Source organism: Paenibacillus sp. HWE-109, assembly GCF_022163125.1.
In the GTDB taxonomy this organism is placed as follows: Bacteria; Bacillota; Bacilli; order Paenibacillales; family NBRC-103111; genus Paenibacillus_E.
Map to the genome: position 1 here is coordinate 1,698,230 of NZ_CP091881.1, position 22,130 is coordinate 1,720,359.

Genomic DNA, 22,130 nt, shown 5'->3' on the forward strand with positions numbered 1-22,130 from the left:
AGTTCCTGTGGCATATGCTGCAGGTTTTTTTATATTTGACATGCAACCAAATTGTTGCATATAATTGAGGTATGGATAAACTCTTTAAAGCACTTGCTGATGGCACACGCAGAGAATTGCTCGACCTCTTGTTCGCGAATAACGGACAATCCTTAGGAGAACTTTGTAAACAAATGACAATGAGTCGTCAAGCTGTTACGAAGCACCTTTTGCTGCTGGAAGAGGCAAATTTAGTTACTATCGTTTGGCAAGGCCGTGAAAAGCTGCATTATCTTAACCCGGTACCTATCGGGGAAATTTATGAGCGCTGGATCGGCAAGTTTGAGCGTCACCGGATCGAGGCATTAAACACACTAAAGCAAGCCTTAGAGGAGGATACTAATCATGAATAAAACTTCATTCGCGTATACGACTTACATCGCAACTACACCCGAGAAACTTTGGGCAGCGCTAACTACCAGTGAATTCACCAAGCAGTATTTTTTCGGTCGTGAAATCGTCTCGGATTGGCAAGTTGGATCTAGCTTTAAATTGATGAATAAAGATAAAGTTGAACATTATGGTGAAGTTCTTGTCTATGAGCCGTATCGATTACTAACCATTTCCTGGAGCGTTAAGGACGTTGAAGTAGAGCGAATGTCTACGGTTACTTATGAATTAACACCCATGGACGCTACTGTAAAACTGTCGCTCCGACACGAGGAATTATTAGACAAGGATATTCGTAAAGATGAAGGCAAGATTGAAGGATTTAATAATGGCTGGCCTGTTATTCTAAGCAATTTAAAGAGCCTGCTTGAAACAGGCCAAACTCTGGCTGCTTTTTAAGATTAAAACTCAGATGAAGTGAATAAATTGGAGCCAAAAGAAGCGAATTATGCCATCAACCATGCAGGTGCATTTTCGGATTTTGGGAACGTCACGGAGGGTATGTCGGAAGGGGAGGGCAACGAGAATCGCAGATCCAAAAGAAGGATTTTTGGACGTCGATCTGCCAGACATCATTGACTGAAGCAGACAAAGAAGGAGCAGACTGCCACGGCAGGTGCTCTTTTTGTTGTAGGTGGCGTTAGAAGCTTACCCTTTTGTTTAAGAAAATTATAGGTTTTGGAGTAATCAAGAAGTTACTCAGCAGCCTCGCGCGGAATGGAGGGAACTGCAGTACGCTATTCTAGCAAAAAGTACCATTATAACGAGGTTGAGGGAACTACAGTACGCTATTTTGCTGTATTATGGGAAATTCAGCGCTTTTCGTGAGAATAAGACCCTGTAGTTCCGCTATGACTCGCGAAACCCTGCTTTTTGCCTAAATAGCGAACTGGAGTTCCCTTTAATAGACTTTGTCGCTTTTAGAGGTTGATCTCTCAGGGCAGCGAAGCCGTTTTTCTCTATTCAGCGATCCAAACGTTCACAGACATTTCACTTATGAAGAAATTCCATTATCGCTATAATAACGAGATAGAAAGGATGATGGAAATTGCCAACGACAAAGAAAGAGGAATTATATTTTGGTTTGATGATGTGCTTTGGGATGGTCGTATTCATGACATTGTATAATTTATTTACACATGGTTTGTTAGGTACGATAACTTTGAAAGGAATTGTGATTCAGCTTATTCTGGTCTTTATTATTGCCTCCTTAGTCGATTTATTTATTGTCGGTCCAGTAGCCAAGAAAATTGCTTTCTCATTACCCTATGACAAGTCTAAGAAGATATTGGTGATTCTGTCCTTAGCATAATGAATTAACTCTTTTAATCGCTACCACAATTTGTTATATTCTTTATTAAGAACTACTTTGTTCTTAATAATGTTATTCTGGGGGCGCTCAAGGTGAACAAGCGATATGAAGAGTTGGATTCCCTGCGTGGTTTGGCAGCGCTCTGTGTTGTGTTTTTTCATTTGTATCAAGTAATTCCAATCAACAAACTTTTTAAAGTAATATTCGAATACAGCCCTCTCCGTTTATTTATTTCTGGTGGGGAGTCGGTGGTCCTATTTTTTGTTTTAAGTGGATTTGTTTTGGCACTTCCTTATTTTAGCAATAAGCAGTTGAAGTACTCTTCGTACATTATTAAACGTATTTGTCGAATTTATTTACCTTACATCTTTGCTTTACTATTTGCGATTTCTTGTCGAGAAGCCTTTTATACAGGGCAAATAAAAGGACTGAGCAGTTGGATCAATACCTTCTGGTCAGCCCCTATTAGCTTTCAACTCATCAAAGAACATGTGATCATGTTAAGTGATTTTCTTAGTAATCTAAATCCTGTTATATGGTCGCTTGTTCATGAAATGAGAATATCCATTATTTTCCCATTAATTATGATAATCATATCGAAGTTAGATTGGAAAAAGGCGTTAGCTTTCAGCGCTTTGGTAAGTCTGCTGGCAATCGTATTATTTATTATTTTCAAGCCTGCAAGTACAGGGACAGAATATGTGGCATCACTTAATTACACAGCTTTGTTCATTATAGGTGCGTTGTTAGCGAAATATAGAAGTTATATCTCTCATAAATTCAATTCACTTAGCGTTAAAGTGAAAACTTCAGTTTTCGCATTTGGAATAGCTACTTATTTATTTGTACACCCTTCATTTGTAATAAAAGCACTCATATTTCAGAACATATCCCCCTTCTATAGAACAGTTATAGATTCTTGGTTTATTACTTTAGGGGCTGTCATTTTGATAATTTTCACTTTAAACTCCGCACGATTGTCCCGTATGATGAGAAATTTTTTCGTGATATTTTTAGGTAAAATCTCCTATAGTTTGTATCTAATCCATGTGGTGATAATTCTTACAGTGGTCCAAACATTATATGCTCAGGGTATATCAATCGGTATCCTCCTGAGTGGTTCGCTGCTAGTCTCTCTATTTATTGCTTCTATGATGTACTTTTTCATCGAGAAGCCATCCATATGGCTCGGCAAATTTCTAACAAGAAGTAAGAAGATGAAGCTAGATGAAATGAACTTAGAATCAGCTGCACAGAAAGCCATTTGAGTACGATCTCAAGTGGCTTTTTGTGTACCCATCAAGCTCAGTTATGCGGGAAGGAAAGATGAGCCTCGCGCGATGTATCTGTTGAAAAGGAGGTCACGGAGAAATATAGTCCATGTCAATCGTGAATTGATTTTTCGCACGGTACAATTGGTTTTTGTCGGCTGAATACCAGTTGACATCCACCTTGTTGCTATTAGTATGGAAGGTTAACAGCATCAACATACCGTATCCACCGTATCGCCAGTCCAAGCCTTGCGCATCCGTAAGCAGTTGATTCACCCGGTTGCCGTACACTCCCGTGTCTACCCGTTTAACGATATCCGGATAACCGATATGGCCGGACAAGACAAGGATGACATTCTTATGTTTGCTGGCAACTTCATTCCAGATCTCGTCGCCATTTTTGGCATCGCTAAGTTGCGTAGAAGCGTAGTCTAAGTACTGGTTGGAGAGATGCTCCCCGTTCCAGTACATATAGGCATGCGTCGCAAGAATAACATTTTTCTCAGGATGCGCAGCAATTTGCTGGTTGACCCAATTCAAAATACTTTCATTTGGTCCATATGCGAGACTGAAAATCATATATTGCTTGTTGCCCACCGTGACATAATAGTAGACATTGCTCATATCTCCTACTTTGTATGCGCCGCCAAAATGAGACATCGGAGAAAATTTAGCGTAAGGGAAATATTGGTTGTATTGAACGGCTTCGCGGTTCAGTTGCATTGGAAAGTCATGGTTCCCCGGCAGAGGCATATAGGGAACGACGCCATCCAGGATATTATAAGCATTTTGTGCCACCTGCCACTGTGCACCGCTGTCCCATCCATCCACGATATCCCCCAAATTCATCACAGCCTTAATATTGTAGGCGGACTTGTTATTCTTAATCCAATTCATCATATTATAAAATTTATTTGGATACGATTTGGCTAGAATTTGCGTATCCGGTAGTACAACCATACTGTAATCGCCTTGCGCCAGTGAAGGGGCAATCCAATCTGCGAATGTCGAAACATCGTTTCTTTGCGGCGATTTGTCTGCATAGACGCCATTCACCATCGCTTTAAACTGCCAACTGCCCAGCAAACCTGCTTGATTCGCAGGTTCGGTCACCATGTTAGCGCCAATTTGTTGCTCGGTGCGGACCGTTGACCACATGCGAAGAGAAGCGATTTCGCCTTTGAAATATTGCGTGTTTCCTACACGATAATCGCCGCCAATCTTAAGCGGCATCGCTGGAATGTCCGGTTGGAAAACGGCGTTGGTTCGAGTCGCTACCAGCACGCCGTTGATATAGCATTTCACTTGATCCGTAGTTTCATCAAACGTCATGGCGACATGTACCCATTTGTCCTGGCGCAAATTCACGCCAGTAATAACGATGTTCTGATCATTTTTTTGGTGGTTCAAATCCTTCTTCCAATAAAGTCTAGGCTCTCCCTGTGCGGTCACTTCAAAGTTGACATAAGGCAGATCATAGTCATAGTAGCCTGCATCCATGAAATTGCTGGCAATAACGCCGCCCTGATTACCTTGTGAAGGCAGCTTGATCACAGCCTCGAAGGATCGCGGAATTTCCGGCAGTTTATTTTTCATGGCATATTGTACGTCGCTGTTTGCAAAGCGAACACCAGCAGCATTGAAGGCGAGCGGAAAGCCCTCCGTTGTGATCTTGATCGGATTCGTACTTACGAAATCGCTGAAGGCAGTGGTTGGCGACGTGCCCGCATCGTCGCTTAGCCGCCAAGCATGAGTTAATCCAGGCTCACTGCCTGTCAACGCAGTCGTTACATATTGGCTAATCTGATCTGGTGTGCGCATCTGATTCCACAAACGGATTTCAGAAATCTCCCCGTTCAGCCACGTGCTCTTTCTGTGATCCGTACCTACAAACATCGGCAGTGACGAAGGCGTATTGTAAGGCGCAATAGCGGTATAACCGGTTCTCTCGAACACTTTTGTACCATTCTTATAGAATATAATCTTCTTGTTCACAACATCGCGAACAACGGAGAGAAGCATCCACTCATTCGTTGCCACGTCAACACCTGTTACGTATAGATCGTAAATATCATGTCTTGCACCTTGTGCATCATAATATTGTTCCCAATAGCGAAGTCGATTGTCTACGGTTAGCTCTAACGACCAACTGTTTTGGCTGCCGTCTTTATAATTGCCGATGATAATCTGACGCGTGTTTACATTTGGTTTCAACTTGACCCACACTTCCACGGTCGCTGGAATGCTCTCTACGGGCTTGTCCATGATGCCATAGTTGCTTGGCTGAAACTTCAGACTTTTACGCTCGGCAGCACTAATATCGGCGGATACGTTCCCTATTGCGGCTAGCAGGAGAGCGAAGACCAAAACTGTGGAAATGCTGTTTCTTAACATACGTTTAATCTGCAACATGAATTTCCTCCTCGGTTAGGTTCAAATTTAAATGTATAATCAAGCTCGTTTGGATCACCAATGTTCTCGCTTGGCACAGCTCCGGAAACTGCGCAACGTTGACACACCATCCAGGGGAGCCGCCACTGACTGACTCCCGCACAGTGCTTGCAATGAGTGACACTCGTGAGCGGATAGGGGGGGGGATTGACTTAAGTTGGAAGCGCTTCCTATATTTTAAAAGGTAATATTTGTTAGCTTATTTAATTCCAATTATAAGGAAAAAAACGCATAATACAATATTTAATTACGACTTTTTAATAAATATAACAATTAAATACTTTTAAATGCTGTATTATGCTGTTTTTTTTAAAGAATAGACACAATAAAAACGCAAGCCGCTAAGAGCCTGCGTTTATGATGGAAATAAGATGTTTTTGTATCAGTCCGATCCAATCCCAAATTTCCGTGAAAAGGACTACGGAATAATCAGCGTGTTCTTCTCCTGCAGCGTGGCCAGATCGTTCGCTTTAATTAAATCGTTCGAGATGGTGTACAGGGTATCCCCGATGTATAGCACGCGCTGTACCTGTTTATCGCCTGCCTGAACATATTGCCCTGCTTTTTTCAGATCATCCTCGCTGAGATGGGTGATACTGCCGCGGAGCTGGAAGCCTTTGTCCAAATCGATTTTGTATACGTAAGCACCTTGAAAAGCAAAAGTACCATACGAGCTTACCGAGTTAGTGTTACTAGAAGCATCAAATTTCATCACATTGACAGGAAACGAGAGTAAATTCTTTTCCTTGGAAAAGAGTAAAGCTCTATGATTGTGCAGCAGCTCGGAATCCGTTCCTCGGTCACCAATCAGTTCCTTGAATTTTTCCTTAGGATGATTCACATCGGTGATATCGAACAGCGCCATTTTCATACCTTGATAATAGGCGATAGACTGCGGTTCTTGCGAATTCTTGAGGTCAACCTCGATCGTATCTTTGCCGAAGCCAATCACATGGTTCTCATCATAGGGATGCAAATAATCGCTATAGCCAGGAATTTTTAACGCACCTAGTAATTTCGGTGCAGCTGGATCCTTCAAATCCATAACAAAAAGGGGATCCGTGTTTCTGAAAGTAACCATGTAAGCCCGGTCACCCATGAAACGCACGGCATAGATTCTTTCCCCAGGCGCAATATTTTCAATTTTACCTGTCATTTTCAGGTTAGCGTCAAGGATGAAAACATGGTTCATCGATGTTCCTTCATCTGTCCGCCCCATTTCGCCAGTTGTCGTCGCGATCCGGAAATGCCCATTATGTTCATCCATGGAAAATTGATTCAGTAAACGGCCTGGCACTTTGCCGGTATTCGTGAACGTTGCTTTCCCTGCTTTTAGCCCAAATTGATAAATAATCGTTTCTGGTTGGAACGATTGCTGTTCATAATTCGTAACGGCGATAGTTAAGTTTTCTTCGGAGGCATACACATTTTGTCCAGAACCGAGATAAGAAGTGACGTTCATGGTCTGTTGCAAATCATTAAGATTAATGCTCCCGATAAGCACATAGTTAGGCTCTATGGCTTTAGGCAGGTAATAGACTTGATCTAATGGAATCTTGGTAAAAGAATCGCCTGAGACTGAATCCCGGTAGGCCGGGGCAAGGTCTGTTAAGACTTCATCATCATGCTTCTTTATTTTCTGATATCGATTGTAATTCACAAACTTATTGGAGATAAAGTACAGTGACGACCCGACTTTGCGAGAGGAGATGTAGTTTCCTTCAAGCTCAGCTTCTTTCACAAGCTTCAGACTGTTTCGATCCGTGAGATCGTAAACCATAACTTTAGCGTTACCTTGGGACTTCATCGGCATGATGAGTCGCTTTTCTGTGAGGCCAGCCGGGCCGTTATAAGGGACTGGTGTATCGTAGTTGAGAGAGTTGCCGATCACGATAAGATGTTTGTCATCCACGTAGATTTCACTAGGTTGGAACTGCGCGCTTTGATTTTTGGGGAAATCGAGAATGCTCAGCACTTTCATCTGATCGGCAGGATAAGCCTGAGTAACGACAATGCGTTGTCTGTTAACCGTATAGATGTAGGTTCCGTCTGTTTTGACAACATCGGATTCATCCACGCCTTGCACTTGAACATTCGTACTGGAATACTCGGGAACAACTGCTGTGGTCGAGTCCTTCTTAGCACTAGATGAATCAACACTAGTTGGAGATATGGCTTCAGTGGACATTTCGGTTACAACGGTTTTACCCAGGGGAATAACTCTGATATTCCCAATGCTTTGATTCTGCGAGAGCAGAGTGAGCAAGTGGTCATAGGTGCCGACAACAGGCAAACTGTCCGTTTGCTTCGTGATATTCACAGAGCTGGTGGCAGAATCCCAGCGAACCACATAATTGGTGCTTTCCATAAAAAATCGCAGTGGAACGTACATCGTACCATTTACCATTTGTGTACTGCCGTAAATCGTGTTTGCTTTACCGTTCACATAGGCAACGTCTGAATTCATAGGCAGCTTAAGCTCGTACTCGTTCTGAGAAACAATTGCCATCTGATCTGTATCGTTCCATGTAACATCCATCCCCGTAATTTTGGCTAGATCCCGAACCGATGCCATCAGAATGCCGTCCAGCTTCATCGGCTGCTGGGAGAAAACAATCGGCTGCCCCTCCAACAGGACAACGGGTTCTTGAGCGGCTTTCGTGGCAACTGGAGTAAACGTGGATGTTAAGATCATTGCGCTAAGCAGAAGTCCGATGGTCCTTACTTTTTTCTTCAAATGTTTTCATCCCTTCATCTTAAAAATTGTATGCCAAATTTTTCTATATCTACTTAACGGTTTCACAGGGGAATATGTTTCAGTAATCGGATAATTGATTATCAAATGTTTTGTCCCTTTTGAGAAGCTGATAGTGGTGTTAATATAGTTGTATTCAAATGAAAGAGGAGTCGCTATGTCAAACAAGACGAATGCATGCCGAATATTAGATTCTCTCCGTATTCCTTATAAGCTCCAGGAGTATGATTGGGATGAGAATCAATTGGATGTGGCAACTGTTGCTGTTAAAGTGGGCTTGCAGCCCAACGAGTTATTCAAAACTCTTATTCTAAGAGGTGACAAGTCAGGTATTCTTGCCGCTTGTATTCCGGGAGATCAGGAATTAAACCTAAAGAGCCTAGCGTCTGTAAGCGGCAATAAAAAGGTTGAAATGGTCTCTGTCAAAGAAATTCAAGCTCTTACAGGCTATATAAGGGGCGGTGTCTCGCCGCTGGGCATGAAGAAAAAGTACCCCTTTTACATACAATCGTCCGTAAGATCAATGGAGCTTGTAAGCATTAGCGGTGGCCGTCGTGGACTGCAAATCTTCCTGCGCGGAGATGATGTAGCAGCAGCTTCGGAAGGGCAGCTTGTTGATATTGTTAATTAAAGGTGAGATGAACTATTCACAGTCCTTTTTTGGGTGAACCAAATTGCCAATAACACCAAGAAGCCGCTATTCGGAGCCATCCGACAGCGGCTTTTTGGAAATATAAAAGTTTATATGTTTTGGAGTGAGCGCGGAGTTACTCCAGCCGCCTTGTGCGAACAGAGGGAACTACAGTCCGCTATTCTAGCCAAAAGTATCCAAATCGCGGGGGTGAGGGAACTACAGTCCGCTATTTTGCTGTTTCAAGGAAAATTCAGCGTTTTTCGTGGAAATAAGACCCTGTAGTTCCGCTAATACCATAGAATCCCTGCTATTTGCCTATATAGCGTCTTCTAGTTCCCTTAATAGGTTTTGTCGCTACTTAGAGGCTGATCTCTCAGGGCGGCGAAGCCGTTTTTCTTACGCAACTTAGTGCAGCATGCGATATTGAGTAGGAGCGAAGGCTCGCAGGCCACTACTTTTTAACTCGATGATTTGTCCGATGCGGCCCGATTTCCTGGGAAATGTCCCGGCGTCATCTGGCGCAGGTTTGACAATGGCCGTAACGTTTTAAAACGACACCCTAATAAATTCTTGACATATTCGTGTTAAGTTATTAGCAACTAGGGGGTGCTGGAATGAATAATACACTATTCGGTATATGCAGGGATTTGATTGCGAATTTTGCAATTGTTACAGCTTATTTGTTTCTAACCAGCCAAGTTATATTTAAGAATAAGACTTTGGATTCCACGGCATCCATAAGCACCAAAGTTCTTATCGGGTTCTCAGCTGGCATACTTGGAATCGTATTGATGGTCTTTACTGTTGAGTTTAATGGAAGCATTTTGGACTTTAGGCAGATTGCTGTTATTATTTCAGCGCTTTTTGGTGGCATATATGCTTCTATTTTAACAGGACTTATGATCTTTTTTATGCGTTTGTTCGCCTTTGGCGTAATAAGCCATACTTCGGTTATAGCGGCTTCAAATATCATTTTTTTATCCCTGGCTGTTGGAGTTATCAGCCGATTTAATTTGACATTTTGGAAGAAATGGATCTACGCGCTCGTTGTTTGTAATTTCTCTACAGCTATTGTATTTTTCATAAATCTTGGGACCAAAGGGTTTTTGCCCGCCTTCATCTATGTGATTATGTTGACGGTTGGAGGGGGAGTAGCCGGCTACTTGACAGCTTTCCTGGTCAAAGCTAAATCTCATTTTCAAAGAATGGAAAAGGCCGCAACGTTTGATTTCCTGACAGAGTTGAACAACCATCGAACATTTGATGAAGTATTCAATGTTTCGTTGCAGAAAGCTATAGAGAAAAATGAATCGTTGTCCTTGCTGATGATAGATATCGACCATTTTAAGAAGATAAATGATACGTATGGGCATTCCAACGGGGATGTCGTGCTGAAACAATTTGGTAAATTAATAAAGAATGCCTCTCGCTCCTTTGATATTGTCTCACGAAATGGAGGAGAGGAATTCTCGATTTTACTTTACGATTTGCCGCATAAACATGCACTTGTCGTAGGAGATCGGGTACGAAGTGCGATAAGTAAACATGAATTTGTTCTTAATGATGGTCAAACCATCAAGATTACGGTTTCAATAGGTGCTGCAACGTATCCAGATACGAAGGAGGAACTTATTGAACAAGCCGACAAAGCGTTGTACAAAGCTAAAATGAATGGCAGGAATAAAGTGTGTTCGAACCAGGAGGTTCTGGGTGGGATCTAATTATCCATCACCAAAGATTTTATAAACTTACCGAAATCGCAGAAGCAGCCGGCACAGGAGCAAGCACGATACCATGATCTGAATTCGTCCAAGATGCGCCTTCGAGCGCAGAGATTTGATGGATGCCTCTAAGCACGATCGTGTATGGTTGATTGCTCCCTTGAACCGAGATATCAATAACATCAAGTCTGCGCGTAGCTTTCACCGTCATTTGTTTGTTTGCTTGCATGTCATAAATGGTTGTTTCTACGGCAGCGCCATCCGCCAATTCAAACAAATGAAGCGACACATTTTCCGCATAATTATAATCTGGCTTCTGGTCGTTGGCTCCAATAGCCAGCAAGGTATTCGGTTTAACCAATAATGGAAGTGTCATATAGCCATGCGTTTCCTGGTGCCATTTGCCGCCTTCAACCACATGACCATGGAAGAAATCGGTCCAACGCCCCTCGGGAACATAATACTGAACAGTACCTAGCTCATTGAAGATGGGAGCAACGAGGAGGTTGTCTCCTAACATGTACTGCGTATCCAGGTGATGTGCGGTCGGATCGGCCGGGAAATCAAGCACCATCGCGCGCATCATGGGAATTCCTAACTCTGTGGATTGGATTGCACTTGCGAACAAATAAGGCATTAACTTGCTTTTTAGCTTTGTAAAATGTCGGAGCACATCGACGGCTTCATCGTCAAACAACCAAGGAACCCGGTAAGACTCATTCCCATGCAAGCGGCTGTGCGACGATAGCAGGCCAAAAGCGACCCAGCGCTTATAAATATCAGGCGGCGCGGTTTTCTCAAAGCCGCTGATGTCATGGCTCCAGAATCCGAATCCGGATAAACCAAGGGAGAGGCCACCGCGGAGCGATTCTGCCATCGAATCGTAGTTAGCCGAGCAATCGCCGCCCCAGTGGACAGGGAATTGCTGTCCTCCGGCTGTAGCGGAGCGGGCGAACAGCATGGCTTCGTTCTTGCCAAGTTTTTCTTCCAATACTTCGAAAACCGCCTTATTGTATAGGAATGTATAATAGTTGTGCATTTTGAGCGGATCCGAACCATCGTGATACTGAACATCGGTTGGGATGCGTTCGCCGAAATCGGTTTTAAAGCAATCCACGCCCATATCAATGAGGCGACGCAAATGCCCTTTGTACCACTCTGTGGCTTCTGGATTGGTGAAATCCACAAGCCCCATGCCAGCTTGCCAGAGATCCCACTGCCACACATGTCCGTCCACAGTTTTGACCAAATAACCATGATCCATGCCCTCTTGGAAAAGCGGTGATTTCTGGCCTATGTAGGAATTAATCCAGACACAAATCTTCAGTCCCTTGTCTTTGAGGCGACGCAGCATGCCCACCGGATCTGGGAACATATCCGCATCCCACTCAAAGTTGGTCCATTGGTATTCTTTCATCCAGAAGCAGTCGAAATGGAAGACATGAAGCGGGATGTCTCGTTCAAACATGCCGTCGATGAAACGGTTCACAGTAGCTTCGTCATAATCCGTTGTGAAGGATGTCGTTAACCACAGACCGAACGACCAGGCAGGCGGCAGAGCGGGTTTACCCGTGAGTTTCGTGTAATTACCCAGCACATCTTTTAATGTGTTCCCGCCTATAATGAAATACTCAATCTGTTCACCGGGTACGCTGAACTGGACTTTGGACACTACCTCAGAGCCGACTTCAAACGATACATGCTCGGGATGATTGACGAAAACACCATAGCCTTTACTGGATAAATAGAAGGGCACATTTTTGTAGGCTTGTTCGCTGCTTGTGCCGCCATCTTCGTTCCAGATATCAACGGTTTGCCCGTTTTTAACGACATTGGTGAAACGTTCCCCGAGTCCGTAAATATGTTCGCCGATGCCCAGCTCAAGCTGCTCGCGAAAGAAAACCGCTTTATCCGCAGTTGTAATATGCCCCGCACCTTTGCTGTTGGTTCCGGTCAAACGGCGGTCTTCGAAGAAAAACTCAGCGCCCCAGGTCTGGTGTTTGTTGACTTTCACGGTTAAACTACCTGATTTCAGCGTAACATGGTCCCCCCGTTCATCGATTGAAACGGGGGTTTGTTCATTTTCAGCGATATCAAATGCGGGTCCATTCGAACGCTTACCAGCGTGATGGGTCCAACGTACACGGATAATATCAGGAAGCGGGGAGCTTAATTCACAAGTCAACATGGCTCCATTCAAGGTATCGCCTTTATGCTGAATCTTTCTTGCAGCGGCGTAGACAGTCAGGCTGTTCGCTTCTTGATGCACATCGCGGACATCGACTGGATTAAGGACTGTGTAGCCGTCTTTGACCATCCAATAACCATTCGAAAATTTCATTGCCATCATCCTCTCAAAATGTTGTAATATCATTATATTGATTTAATAATTCTAGATCTTTCGGAATATTGCTTGTTAATATCAGTATTTTGACATTACATTGATTTCTTGAGAAAAGGAGATCCATCAATGGAGCAGGCACAATTCAAAGAGGATCGCATACACGGTGACCCGCTGTATCCGATCCGAGTTTATGAAATCAACTGCCAGCCTGGGGAGGAACTGCTTGAACTTCACTGGCATGACGAATTAGAATTCCTTATGCTTACCAAGGGAGAGGCTCTATTTCGCGTTTCCATGCAAGACTATGAATTGGAAGCGGGAGAAGCCATATTCGTGAATGGCGGTCAACTCCATTCCGGTCAAATCGTTACGGATGAGGGATGTTCCTTCACTGCGATTGTGTTTCATGCCGATATCTTGGGAGGGGACCGATTTGATCTCGTTCGCGAGAAATACATTAACCCGCTGATCCAGCAGAAATATGTTGTTCCCGTCCGAATTCGTCAAGATACAGTGGAAGAAAGAGAGATTCTGACACTGCTTGGGCAAGTGTTTGAGCTTAATCTTAACGAAAAACCTCTCTTCGAGCTTTCTACAAAGGCGTATCTGCAGTTGATAATTTCCAAGCTTATGATGCTCGGAGGGCCCTCTTTCCGTGGACTTCCGCTTCCTGTTAACCCGGCGCATATCGATCGATTAAAGGAGATTATTGCCTATATGCAGGCGAACTTCAGCTCAGCGATTCGATTGGAGGACCTTGCAGCGATTGTCTCTTTTAGCGAGTCCTATTTTTGTCGGTATTTCAAAGGTTTTACTGGGAAAAGCCCAATGGATTATTTAAATCAGTTGCGAGCAAAACAAGCGGCGTTGTTACTGAAGGATACGGACAAGAAGATCACCGAGATTTCGTTGGATGTTGGATTCAACACGTTGAGTTATTTCATTGGCGTGTTTAAAATGCATTTTGGTTGTACCCCATCTCAGTATCGCAAAAGATTAAATGAAGACATAAAGAAGCGGGAGCGAGGCTGAATGGAAGCTGCACATTCATATCCTCATTCCCGCTTAGTATTCAACTAAGCCGTCGCATGACCCATTCGATCGGGCCACGTTTCATCCATTTTCTCCAGACATAGGAGAAGAGGACAGCGATAATGAAATAGCCGCAGCCATAGGCAATGGAGAAGGAAAGATTGCCATTTTCCAAAAAATGTATCAACTCCAGAAAGCCCAAACCGATGATGATGTGGCCGACATAATGCGTTAGCGATAGCTGGCCGGTATTCATAAGCATTCGAACTACAAGGAAGTTGCCGCATATGTCTACCATATAAAGACTGATAGCGATGACTGCTAAAGCTAGACAAGTTGCTGATAATATATACAGCATCGTAGGGGGCATCGGTTTGGTCGTAAATAAATAACTAGCAGATTCTAGATCAAGGAAGGGATAGCTCCATTTAATAAGAAGGAAGGAGACTGTCTCGAAGAAAACAGTTCCCAAGAGAGCATAAATCAGCAATTTCGCTCTGTTTTCCGTACCCAGCCAACGTTTTCTGCCGATCCACATGCCAATTAGGAAAAAACAAAACCAGGGGAAAAACGGATGAAAGCCATTGAGCAATAGATTGCGGCTGAAACCTGCCAATGTCCAAAAATCGGTATAAACATGAAAACGTGAGTCCCAACCAAGACTATAATCAAAAACGATCAAAAAGAACTGTGAGGTTACTAACAGGCCAACAAACAACAAGAGTATTTTTTTATCAGATAAGGTGATCAACGTTGAGGCGACGAGCAGGAATAGCGCATAATAGTGCAAAATATCGGCATTCCAACCCATAAGAAGCAAGCCTGCACCTGCTAGTAGGAGGAAACCGGCTCGCTTCAACAAACTACTCCTGTTTTGCCGAATAAGGTCTTTATTGCGTGAAAGATATGCTTTCGATGTCATTAATGACACGCCAATGCCAGCGAGTATGACAAAGAGGGCTGCGGCTCTCCCCTCAAACAGTCCTGCTACAGCGATTAACCATGCCGCTCCGCCATTATCGGCCTCCATGGCAAGCTTATAATTCACAATAATCATGCCGAAAATTGCCAGTGCCCTAGCAAAATCAAGCGCTGTGATTCGTTGTGCCGACGCGCTCATGTGGCCTCAACTCTCCTTACAATCGTATGGACGGCCTTGGTCCATATGTCTTCATAATTACATTCAATCCCATAGCTGATAAAATTATCGATGCTCGATATGATCATATTCAGCAATTGCGCTTTCACAAGCAGATCGGTGTCATGGATCACCCCAATTGCAGCCCCATGCTGCAGCAGTCCGGCAAACCCCGATGTAAATCCGTCGAGAACTTCGATCAATTTCTGCGAGTACTTCATGTTCCTGAAGCCAAGCGCTTGATACTGATGCATGATGCGTGAGTAATTTTCGTCTTCTTTTTGCTGAGCGATGACGTTCAGGCCATCCGAGATCAATCTCTCTTTAAAATTAGTCGTTGTGTAGTTTGGAATGTGAAAAAAACTAGTGAAACCGATGCTTTTACATATTTCATCAAACAGGACATCGATCATGGCTTCTTTGGATACAAAGTGATAGTACAAAGCAGGTTTGGAAATTTTCACTTCCTTGGCGATCATGGTCATGCTAGTTTTCTCAAAGCCGTGTTCAGCGAATAGGCGATACCCGGTATTTAAGATATCTTCATACGTCGAAGTTGGTTTCATTGATATTTCCCCCTCTATTCAATTACTTACTTACCGTTCGGTAAGTAAACTATACCTTAAATGTGTGAGATAAAGCAATAGGAATATGAAAATAAGGCAGCACGCACAGCTAGTAAGGAAATGCAGCAGATAGTCTTGCAAAATGCGCGCATCGACGTTCCTCAATAAATCAGCAAAAAGAACCTAGCGCAGGCTAGGTCCTTTTTGCTGACCGCCAATACCACAGCAGAGCAGCCATCGAGCATAAGCTTACAGCTAGCAGTAATTCGTACACATGCTGAAAAGCATGAACGGGCAAACTTGCCTTTTGGTATTCAAGGAGCAGTCCGCATAAAGCAACGGAAACGGAGCCGCCGAAGAATTGAATCAGTTGGAGGAGTCCCATGCCGGAACCGATCATCGTTTTGGGCAGAATTCGCGAGGCTTCATTATTAAGCGAAGCCATTGTGGCTGAGAAAGCAGGCGAAAAGCAAAGATAGCCGATGAGAATGATGACAGCTGAATAAGACAGACTGAACGAATAAAACAGCAGAACGGCTGCAAGAAGGATGTGCCCGATTAGCAAAAATCGCAAATTGCCATAACGATCAATCCATTGGCCCACAAAGCGCGTCATAATGGCTGAGAAAATCGCTCCCGGGGCGATCATCAGTCCGATCGTCATTGCTGATTTATTGAATAGACTCGCAAGAGCGAGCGGCATCAGGAATAGATTGCCCAGATTGAGTACCAGAATACAAAAACCCACGACCAAGAGTTTTCTGTATCCTGGTTTCTTAAGCAGATCTATGTTGATGAATGTTTCTTGCTTCCTTTTCAAGTGCCATCCATGGAGAAGAAACGAGATGACACTCGCTGCCAACCAAATCAGTGATTGCTGGGTTACAGCTGTAAGCAGCGTTATGGCATGGCTAATGGTTAAAATAGCGCCCCAAATGTCGAAGTTAGCTTTCTCGGGAAGCGAATCTTTGGGCAGCAAGCGCAGAAGAAACGGAAGGATGAGGAGTACCAAACATGTAACTGTGAACAATCCGTTCCAGCCAAAGTACTCACTGATTAAACCGCCAATAATCGGACCAAGTCCGAAAGCCATTGCGCTTCCTGCTGAGATCATCGCGATTGCTCTTCCGCGTCTCTCGATAGGAATGTAGCGGCTTGCCAACACCAGCCCCAATCCAGCCATTGCTCCGGCTCCCGCAGATTGCAGAATGCGGGCTAGCAACAGCATCTGAAAATTATGCGCAAAAACCCCAAAGACGGAAGACAATCCAAGCGTTAATAATCCCACGGTCAATAGTCGCCGAATCGAGATGATATCGGACAGACGGCTGTAAATAACTGTGGATAAGGCATAGCCGAGCGAATAACTGGAAATGATCCACGAACCAAGATCGGCAGAAATCGCAAGATCCTGGATGATGCTGGGAATGGAGACATTGAACATGGTTGTATTCATAACGACGATGAAAAGTCCAAGTGTCCATAGAGGCATTACGATTTTATCATTCAAAAGGATATCATCCTATCTGTTCAAATTTATTATTATAAAATTATACGCTCTTCTGGAATGATTTCAAAACAAAAAGGCTCATCCTTAGGAATACCCAAAGATGAAGCCTTCGATCTGTATGCTGCCTTATTTTTTATCTGCGAGCCAAGTGGCTACGGAACTGATTTCATCATCCGAGAGTTTTCCTTTGAAGCTAGGCATCGCACCCTTGCCATTCGTCACAATCGATACGATCTGTTCCTTGGAAAGCTTGCTGCCTACCTTCTGCAAATTCGGTCCAACAAGCCCCTCCAGATTAGCGCCGTGACAACTTACACAGTTGGCTTTGAAGACAGCTTGAGCATCGACTTTTGTTGTGGTCCCACTGCTGGTTGCTGCTGGTGTTCCGGTAGTTCCCGTGGTTGGGGAAGGCTTGGTTGTGTTGCTCTTCCCACAAGCAGACAGGGAAACGGCAAGCAAAAGAGATAGACATAGAAATGATTTGTTCATCCTTGTAATTCTCCTTTCACATCAATCAGGTTCTGATACTACATTTCCCGACATCGCAATTTTTCATGCAAAGAATGAATAATAAATAAGGCCAATGCTCATCATATCCTCAACAACGCAAAGTTACATATAAATTCCAAAGGAGGAAGGAACAATTGGCTGAGGATCATAAAGGAAAATCGCCAGATCCGTCGCGGCGCAGTTTCTTGAAATATACCGGGACCGCCATTGGCGGAGTCGTTGTGGGAGGTGCTGTCGGAAGCGCCCTATCGAGTAAATTTGGCAACAAACAAGCAGCGCCTTCGCCATCTGCCTCACCACAGGCGCCGCAGCAGGCGGCAGACTATAATCAAGCCCCGATGTTCTTAAATCAAAGCCAACTGCAAATTACGGAAGCAGCCGCTGAGCGGATTTTCCCTAAGGACGATAAGGGGCCGGGAGCGACAGACTTGGGCGTCGCCTTCTATATCGACCATCAGCTGGCGAGTCCCTGGGGAGTGAATTCCAGGGAGTACCGAACAGGCCCTTTTGTCAAAGGGGAAATCACGCAGGGGGACTATCAAAGCATTAAGCGTCATGAGCTGATCACGATGGGACTGCAAAGTATGGAAGATACGAGCAAGACCAAATACAGCAAATCGTTTGTGGATTTGGCGCCTGAGGAGAAGGATGCGATTCTAACCTCTATGGAAAAAGGCGAAATCATGGTCGTGAACGGCATTACGGGAAAAACCTTTTTTAATCTGTTTCGCAGTCTGACGATAGAGGGGGTATATTCGGATCCTCTTTATGGAGGAAATAAGAATATGCAAGGTTGGAAATTGCGCAAATATCCAGGCAACCAGATGGCTTACGCGAACATTATGGACAAGGATCAATTCGTCGCCATGGAACCACGCAGTTTGCATGACCATTTTGCACATTAATAAGATCTATATAGTGAGGAAGGGAATAGCTCATGGCTACAAAAATGCCAAAAGTTCCAGTAGTGATTGTTGGGATGGGCTGGGTCGGCGGAATCATTGCCGCGGAATTGTCCAAACAAGGGGTTAAAGTCTTGGGTTTGGAACGCGGGAAGCCGCGTGGAACACAAGACTACTATATGGTGCATGACGAGCTTCGTTATGCTCAGCGCTATGATCTTATGCAGGATCTTTCCAAAGAGACGGTCACGTTTCGAAATACAGAGAAAGTCGCAGCAGTGCCCATGCGCGAATATGGTTCCTTCCTGCTTGGGGAGGGATTAGGCGGGGCCAGTATACACTGGAATGGGCAAACGTACCGTTTCCTGCCATACGATTTCGAGATTTACAGCAAAACAGTTGAACGATACGGGAAGCAGAAAATACCCGAGGGGATGACCATACAAGATTGGGGCATTACCTATGACCAATTAGAGCCGTATTTTGATAAATTCGAAAAGCTGGCAGGCATCTCCGGTGATGCGGAGCAAAATCCGATGGTGGGTAAGCGATCGAACCCTTTTCCCACGAAACCGATGATCAAAACGCCCGTCTTAAAGCTATTTGAAGAGGCGACCAAAAAATTGGGGTATCATCCTTACATGATGCCTTCGGCGAATCTATCTGAGCAATATACCAATCCCGATGGGGTAACCCGGGCAGCTTGTCAATATTGCGGTTATTGCGAGCGTTTCGGCTGTGAATACGGGGCAAAGGCGGATGCCGTAGTCACGGTGCTGCCAGTCGCGCAGAAAACAGGGAATTTCGAGCTGCGCTCCTATTCGAATGTCATTCAAGTGCTGAATGATGGCAAGAAAGCAAGCGGAGTTGTTTATGTGAACACGGTTACAGGCGAACAGTTCGAACAGCCAGCTGATGTGGTCATCATGGCTAGCTACGTGTTCAACAACATAAAGCTCTTGTTGACTTCCAAATTAGGCAAGCCTTACGATCCGGTAACAGGCAAAGGCGTGATTGGCAAAAATTATTGCTATCAGACCAATGGTGGATCAGCAGCAGGTTTTTTTGACGATAAAGAATTCAACTTATATGCAGGCGCTGGATCGCTGGGCATGGAAATCCCTGATTTCAATGGCGATAATTTCGACCACAGCGACTTGAATTTTATTCATGGCGCAGGCATCCGCATTTCGCAAACGGGGCAGCGGCCAATCGCGACCAACTCAGTTCCCAAAGGAACGCCGTCCTGGGGGAAAGCCTTCAAGGAGCAGTCTCTCAAATATGCGAACAGTGTATTAGCTGTTTCTCCGCAGGGCAGCAGTATGCCTTGGAAGCATCATTATGTGGATTTGGATCCGACCTACAAAGATGCTTATGGGTTGCCGCTACCACGGATCACCTTCGATTTCGAAGAGCAGGACCGGCAAATGATCAAGTTCGTGGCTGGCAAATCCGCAGAAATCATGAAGGAAATGAAGGCGACGACCATTGGATCATCGGATCAGCTCGGACCTTACAATATCGTTCCGTATCAATCTACACACAATACAGGCGGCGTGATTATGGGCGCACAGCCTGAAACTTCAGCAGTTAATTCCTATTTGCAAATGTGGGATGTTGAGAATGTGTTCGTTGTCGGCGCGTCAGCTTTCGCCCATAACAGCGGCTATAACCCTACGGGTACTGTTGGTGCGCTAGCCTATCGAGCAGTCGAAGGTATTTCCAAATATTTGAAACAGGGTGGAATTATTGTGTAGTCGCCAGCAGCGCGAATCACATGGTTTAAAGGGGGGATGGGATGGAACAGGAAGATTGGATCTTACATTTGACCGAAGTGCGCAAACGACTGATCATTATTCTTGCCTGGTTTGTACTAACGTTTAGTGCGGGCTTGTATGTGGCGCCGAGCATACTAAAGTACATGAAATCGCAGCCTATGGTGGGCGAAATTGCGTGGAACGTTTTTTCCTTCACAGACGGGCTGATGATCTATATGAAATGTGCGTTCCTCGTTGCTTTGCTGTTCACGGTTCCGTTGCTGCTCTATCAAGTGTGGGCTTTCGTTAAGCCCGGTCTTACGGAGGTAGAGGCCAAGAGCACCCTTCCTTACATTCCCGTCTCATTCGCTCTGTTTATCATCGGGGTATCGTTCAGTTATTGGGTGGTATTCCCGATGATGGTTCGCTTCATGATGAGCATGAACCGTAAAGTCGGCGCTGTGGAAACATACGGGATCGACCGTTACTTTTCATTTCTGTTTGAAATTGTGTTCCCCATGGCAATTGCCTTCGAGCTGCCTGTTGTCGTACTGTTTCTCACAAGAATTGGCTTGCTCACCCCACAGCGATTGAAAATGACGAGAAAATACGCCTACGTAGGACTTGCCATTACAGGTTCTTGTATCTCGCCTCCTGATATGATCTCCCATCTCTCGGTCACGCTGCCGCTCATTTTACTTTTCGAAATTAGCGTGATGGTGGCGGGCTGGCAATGGCGATCCATGCAGCAAAGTCCGGCAAACAGCTAAAAGCTAATCAGCATAAGAAAAGAGGAAGATGCTCATGTTCAACAATATTGGTGTTTCAGGGTTAATCTTGATTCTGGCTATTGCTTTAATCGTCTTCGGCCCTTCCAAGCTGCCGCAGTTAGGAAGGGCATTCGGGGATACCCTCCGTGAATTTCGCAACTCGACCCGCAACATCATTGAGGATATCGACCCCGAGCCGCGTATTGAAAGTGAAACGAAGAAACAATTGTAACTTCGTGATTCAGGGAAGAAGAGCTGCTTTCGAGCAGCTCTTTTTGCGCGTTCTGGAGTGAATACGGAGTTACTCCAGCTGCCTCGCGCGGATGGGGGAACAACGGTGCGTTATTCTAGCCAAAAGTGCCGAAATCGGGAGGTTGGGGGAACTAGAGTACGTTATTCTAGCCAAAAGTGCCATTATCGGGAGGCTGGGGGAACAACGGTGCGTTATTCTCGCCAAAAGTGCCAAAATCGAGAGGTTGAGGGAACTACAGTACGTTATTCTCGCCAAAAGTGCCAGAATCGAGAGGTTGAGGGAACTACAGTACGTTATTTTGCTGTTTTATGGAAATTTCAACGTTTTTTGTGGAAATAAGACCCTGTAGTTCCGCTATCCCCCTCGCATCCCTTCTTTTTGCCTAATTAGCGTCCCCTAGTTCCCTTACTAGGTTTTGCTGCTAAGATGAGGCTGATCTCTCAGGGCGGCAAAGCTGCTTTTATTTAGCATAATAAGCTTCCACCGCAGATATCTTTGCTTTGGAGGTTTTCTGTCCCAAAGGGCATCTTATGAACTGTATGATGCTTATAGACCGGAAAATAGCTACTTTGAAGATGTAATGAACGGAATTGGCGCTACCCGGCACTTTAATGGCCGAATGGTGATTTAATTGCTTGAAATAGCGCATCTGGCATGCACTAGATTTTCAAAAGATTGTTTCCTACATTTACCAATGCATTTTAGCGAACAAACCAGCTTCCTCTGGAGTCAAATTAAATAAACGTCTAAATAGGCGTTAACAGATAGGAACGAA

Annotated in this window: 18 protein-coding genes; 11 read left to right on the forward strand and 7 right to left on the reverse strand. The window is 44.5% G+C overall.

Translation table 11 applies throughout. The annotated features are described in order from the left end of the window. The first annotated feature begins 71 nt into the window (after positions 1–71). The 4 genes from LOZ80_RS06840 to LOZ80_RS06855 all read left to right on the forward strand — a co-directional run bounded on the left by LOZ80_RS06840 (position 72) and on the right by LOZ80_RS06855 (position 3,009). A complete protein-coding gene (locus LOZ80_RS06840) occupies positions 72–392 on the forward strand; it encodes an ArsR/SmtB family transcription factor (protein WP_238170717.1) in 321 nt (106 codons plus the stop codon). Then, positions 385–828: an SRPBCC family protein gene (locus tag LOZ80_RS06845; protein WP_238170718.1), complete on the forward strand. Its 444-nt coding sequence runs from the start codon at positions 385–387 to the stop codon at positions 826–828. Before LOZ80_RS06840 ends, LOZ80_RS06845 begins: the two co-directional genes overlap by 8 nt. 649 nt (positions 829–1,477) lie before the next feature. Next, on the forward strand, positions 1,478–1,741 hold the full coding sequence (locus LOZ80_RS06850; RefSeq protein WP_238170719.1) for a DUF2798 domain-containing protein: 264 nt from the start codon (positions 1,478–1,480) through the stop codon (positions 1,739–1,741). Positions 1,742–1,833: 92 nt separating this feature from the next. Next, positions 1,834–3,009, forward strand: a complete 1,176-nt coding sequence (locus LOZ80_RS06855; protein ID WP_238170720.1) for an acyltransferase family protein — start codon at positions 1,834–1,836, stop codon at positions 3,007–3,009. Between the two features lie 93 nt (positions 3,010–3,102). On the opposite strand, the gene LOZ80_RS06860 is transcribed toward LOZ80_RS06855, so the two are convergent. Together LOZ80_RS06860 and LOZ80_RS06865 are read right to left on the reverse strand one after the other, a co-directional pair. Further along, positions 3,103–5,424: a laminin G domain-containing metallophosphoesterase family protein gene (locus tag LOZ80_RS06860; protein ID WP_238170721.1), complete on the reverse strand. Its 2,322-nt coding sequence runs from the start codon at positions 5,422–5,424 to the stop codon at positions 3,103–3,105. 457 nt (positions 5,425–5,881) lie between these two features. After that, entirely contained in the window at positions 5,882–8,200 is a 2,319-nt protein-coding gene (locus tag LOZ80_RS06865) for a beta-propeller domain-containing protein (RefSeq protein ID WP_238170722.1), read from the reverse strand. 175 nt (positions 8,201–8,375) lie between these two features. Between LOZ80_RS06865 and ybaK the strand changes: the two genes are divergently transcribed. After that, complete coding sequence (ybaK, locus tag LOZ80_RS06870) at positions 8,376–8,849, forward strand: Cys-tRNA(Pro) deacylase (RefSeq protein WP_238170723.1); 474 nt, start codon at positions 8,376–8,378, stop codon at positions 8,847–8,849. A 617-nt stretch (positions 8,850–9,466) separates the two neighbouring features. Then, entirely contained in the window at positions 9,467–10,573 is a 1,107-nt protein-coding gene (locus LOZ80_RS06875; protein WP_238170724.1) for a diguanylate cyclase, read from the forward strand. A gap of 19 nt (positions 10,574–10,592) precedes the next feature. On the opposite strand, the gene yicI is transcribed toward LOZ80_RS06875, so the two are convergent. After that, positions 10,593–12,914: an alpha-xylosidase gene (yicI, locus tag LOZ80_RS06880; RefSeq protein ID WP_238170725.1), complete on the reverse strand. Its 2,322-nt coding sequence runs from the start codon at positions 12,912–12,914 to the stop codon at positions 10,593–10,595. Between the two features lie 129 nt (positions 12,915–13,043). Here yicI and LOZ80_RS06885 point away from each other — a divergent pair, with 129 nt between their 5' ends. Then, on the forward strand, positions 13,044–13,949 hold the full coding sequence (locus LOZ80_RS06885) for a helix-turn-helix transcriptional regulator (protein WP_238170726.1): 906 nt from the start codon (positions 13,044–13,046) through the stop codon (positions 13,947–13,949). Between the two features lie 40 nt (positions 13,950–13,989). Here the strand turns inward: LOZ80_RS06885 and LOZ80_RS06890 are convergent, their stop codons facing one another. From LOZ80_RS06890 to cccB, 4 genes are all read right to left on the reverse strand, one after another. Then, a complete protein-coding gene (locus LOZ80_RS06890; protein WP_238170727.1) occupies positions 13,990–15,069 on the reverse strand; it encodes a DUF418 domain-containing protein in 1,080 nt (359 codons plus the stop codon). After that, positions 15,066–15,653, reverse strand: a complete 588-nt coding sequence (locus LOZ80_RS06895) for a TetR/AcrR family transcriptional regulator (RefSeq protein WP_238170728.1) — start codon at positions 15,651–15,653, stop codon at positions 15,066–15,068. Before LOZ80_RS06895 ends, LOZ80_RS06890 begins: the two co-directional genes overlap by 4 nt. Before the next feature lie 193 nt (positions 15,654–15,846). Next, positions 15,847–17,163 carry an MFS transporter gene (locus tag LOZ80_RS06900; protein WP_238170729.1) on the reverse strand — a complete coding sequence of 439 codons (1,317 nt, stop codon included), beginning with the start codon at positions 17,161–17,163 and terminating at the stop codon, positions 15,847–15,849. Between the two features lie 126 nt (positions 17,164–17,289). Then, on the reverse strand, positions 17,290–17,652 hold the full coding sequence (gene cccB / locus LOZ80_RS06905) for a cytochrome c551 (protein WP_238170730.1): 363 nt from the start codon (positions 17,650–17,652) through the stop codon (positions 17,290–17,292). A 155-nt stretch (positions 17,653–17,807) separates the two neighbouring features. Here cccB and LOZ80_RS06910 point away from each other — a divergent pair, with 155 nt between their 5' ends. From LOZ80_RS06910 to tatA, 4 genes are read left to right on the forward strand one after another with little or no spacing between them, the layout of a single operon-like run. Next, positions 17,808–18,578 carry a gluconate 2-dehydrogenase subunit 3 family protein gene (locus LOZ80_RS06910; RefSeq protein WP_238170731.1) on the forward strand — a complete coding sequence of 257 codons (771 nt, stop codon included), beginning with the start codon at positions 17,808–17,810 and terminating at the stop codon, positions 18,576–18,578. A 32-nt stretch (positions 18,579–18,610) separates the two neighbouring features. Then, positions 18,611–20,332, forward strand: a complete 1,722-nt coding sequence (locus LOZ80_RS06915) for a GMC family oxidoreductase (protein WP_238170732.1) — start codon at positions 18,611–18,613, stop codon at positions 20,330–20,332. 41 nt (positions 20,333–20,373) lie between these two features. After that, positions 20,374–21,102 carry a twin-arginine translocase subunit TatC gene (tatC, locus tag LOZ80_RS06920; protein ID WP_238170733.1) on the forward strand — a complete coding sequence of 243 codons (729 nt, stop codon included), beginning with the start codon at positions 20,374–20,376 and terminating at the stop codon, positions 21,100–21,102. 34 nt (positions 21,103–21,136) lie between these two features. Continuing rightward, positions 21,137–21,334 (forward strand): twin-arginine translocase TatA/TatE family subunit, encoded by a 198-nt coding sequence (gene tatA / locus LOZ80_RS06925; protein ID WP_238170734.1) that lies wholly within the window; start codon positions 21,137–21,139, stop codon positions 21,332–21,334. The last annotated feature ends 796 nt before the right edge of the window (positions 21,335–22,130 follow it).

Coding starts and splice junctions, on each gene's coding strand:
- LOZ80_RS06840 (WP_238170717.1), top strand. CDS start 72: ATGGATAAACTCTTTAAAGCACTTGCTGATGGCACACGCAGAGAATTG.
- LOZ80_RS06845 (WP_238170718.1), top strand. CDS start 385: ATGAATAAAACTTCATTCGCGTATACGACTTACATCGCAACTACACCC.
- LOZ80_RS06860 (WP_238170721.1), bottom strand. CDS start 5,424: ATGTTGCAGATTAAACGTATGTTAAGAAACAGCATTTCCACAGTTTTG.
- ybaK (WP_238170723.1), top strand. CDS start 8,376: ATGTCAAACAAGACGAATGCATGCCGAATATTAGATTCTCTCCGTATT.
- LOZ80_RS06875 (WP_238170724.1), top strand. CDS start 9,467: ATGAATAATACACTATTCGGTATATGCAGGGATTTGATTGCGAATTTT.
- yicI (WP_238170725.1), bottom strand. CDS start 12,914: ATGAAATTTTCGAATGGTTATTGGATGGTCAAAGACGGCTACACAGTC.
- LOZ80_RS06885 (WP_238170726.1), top strand. CDS start 13,044: ATGGAGCAGGCACAATTCAAAGAGGATCGCATACACGGTGACCCGCTG.
- LOZ80_RS06890 (WP_238170727.1), bottom strand. CDS start 15,069: ATGAGCGCGTCGGCACAACGAATCACAGCGCTTGATTTTGCTAGGGCA.
- LOZ80_RS06895 (WP_238170728.1), bottom strand. CDS start 15,653: ATGAAACCAACTTCGACGTATGAAGATATCTTAAATACCGGGTATCGC.
- cccB (WP_238170730.1), bottom strand. CDS start 17,652: ATGAACAAATCATTTCTATGTCTATCTCTTTTGCTTGCCGTTTCCCTG.
- LOZ80_RS06915 (WP_238170732.1), top strand. CDS start 18,611: ATGGCTACAAAAATGCCAAAAGTTCCAGTAGTGATTGTTGGGATGGGC.
- tatC (WP_238170733.1), top strand. CDS start 20,374: ATGGAACAGGAAGATTGGATCTTACATTTGACCGAAGTGCGCAAACGA.
- tatA (WP_238170734.1), top strand. CDS start 21,137: ATGTTCAACAATATTGGTGTTTCAGGGTTAATCTTGATTCTGGCTATT.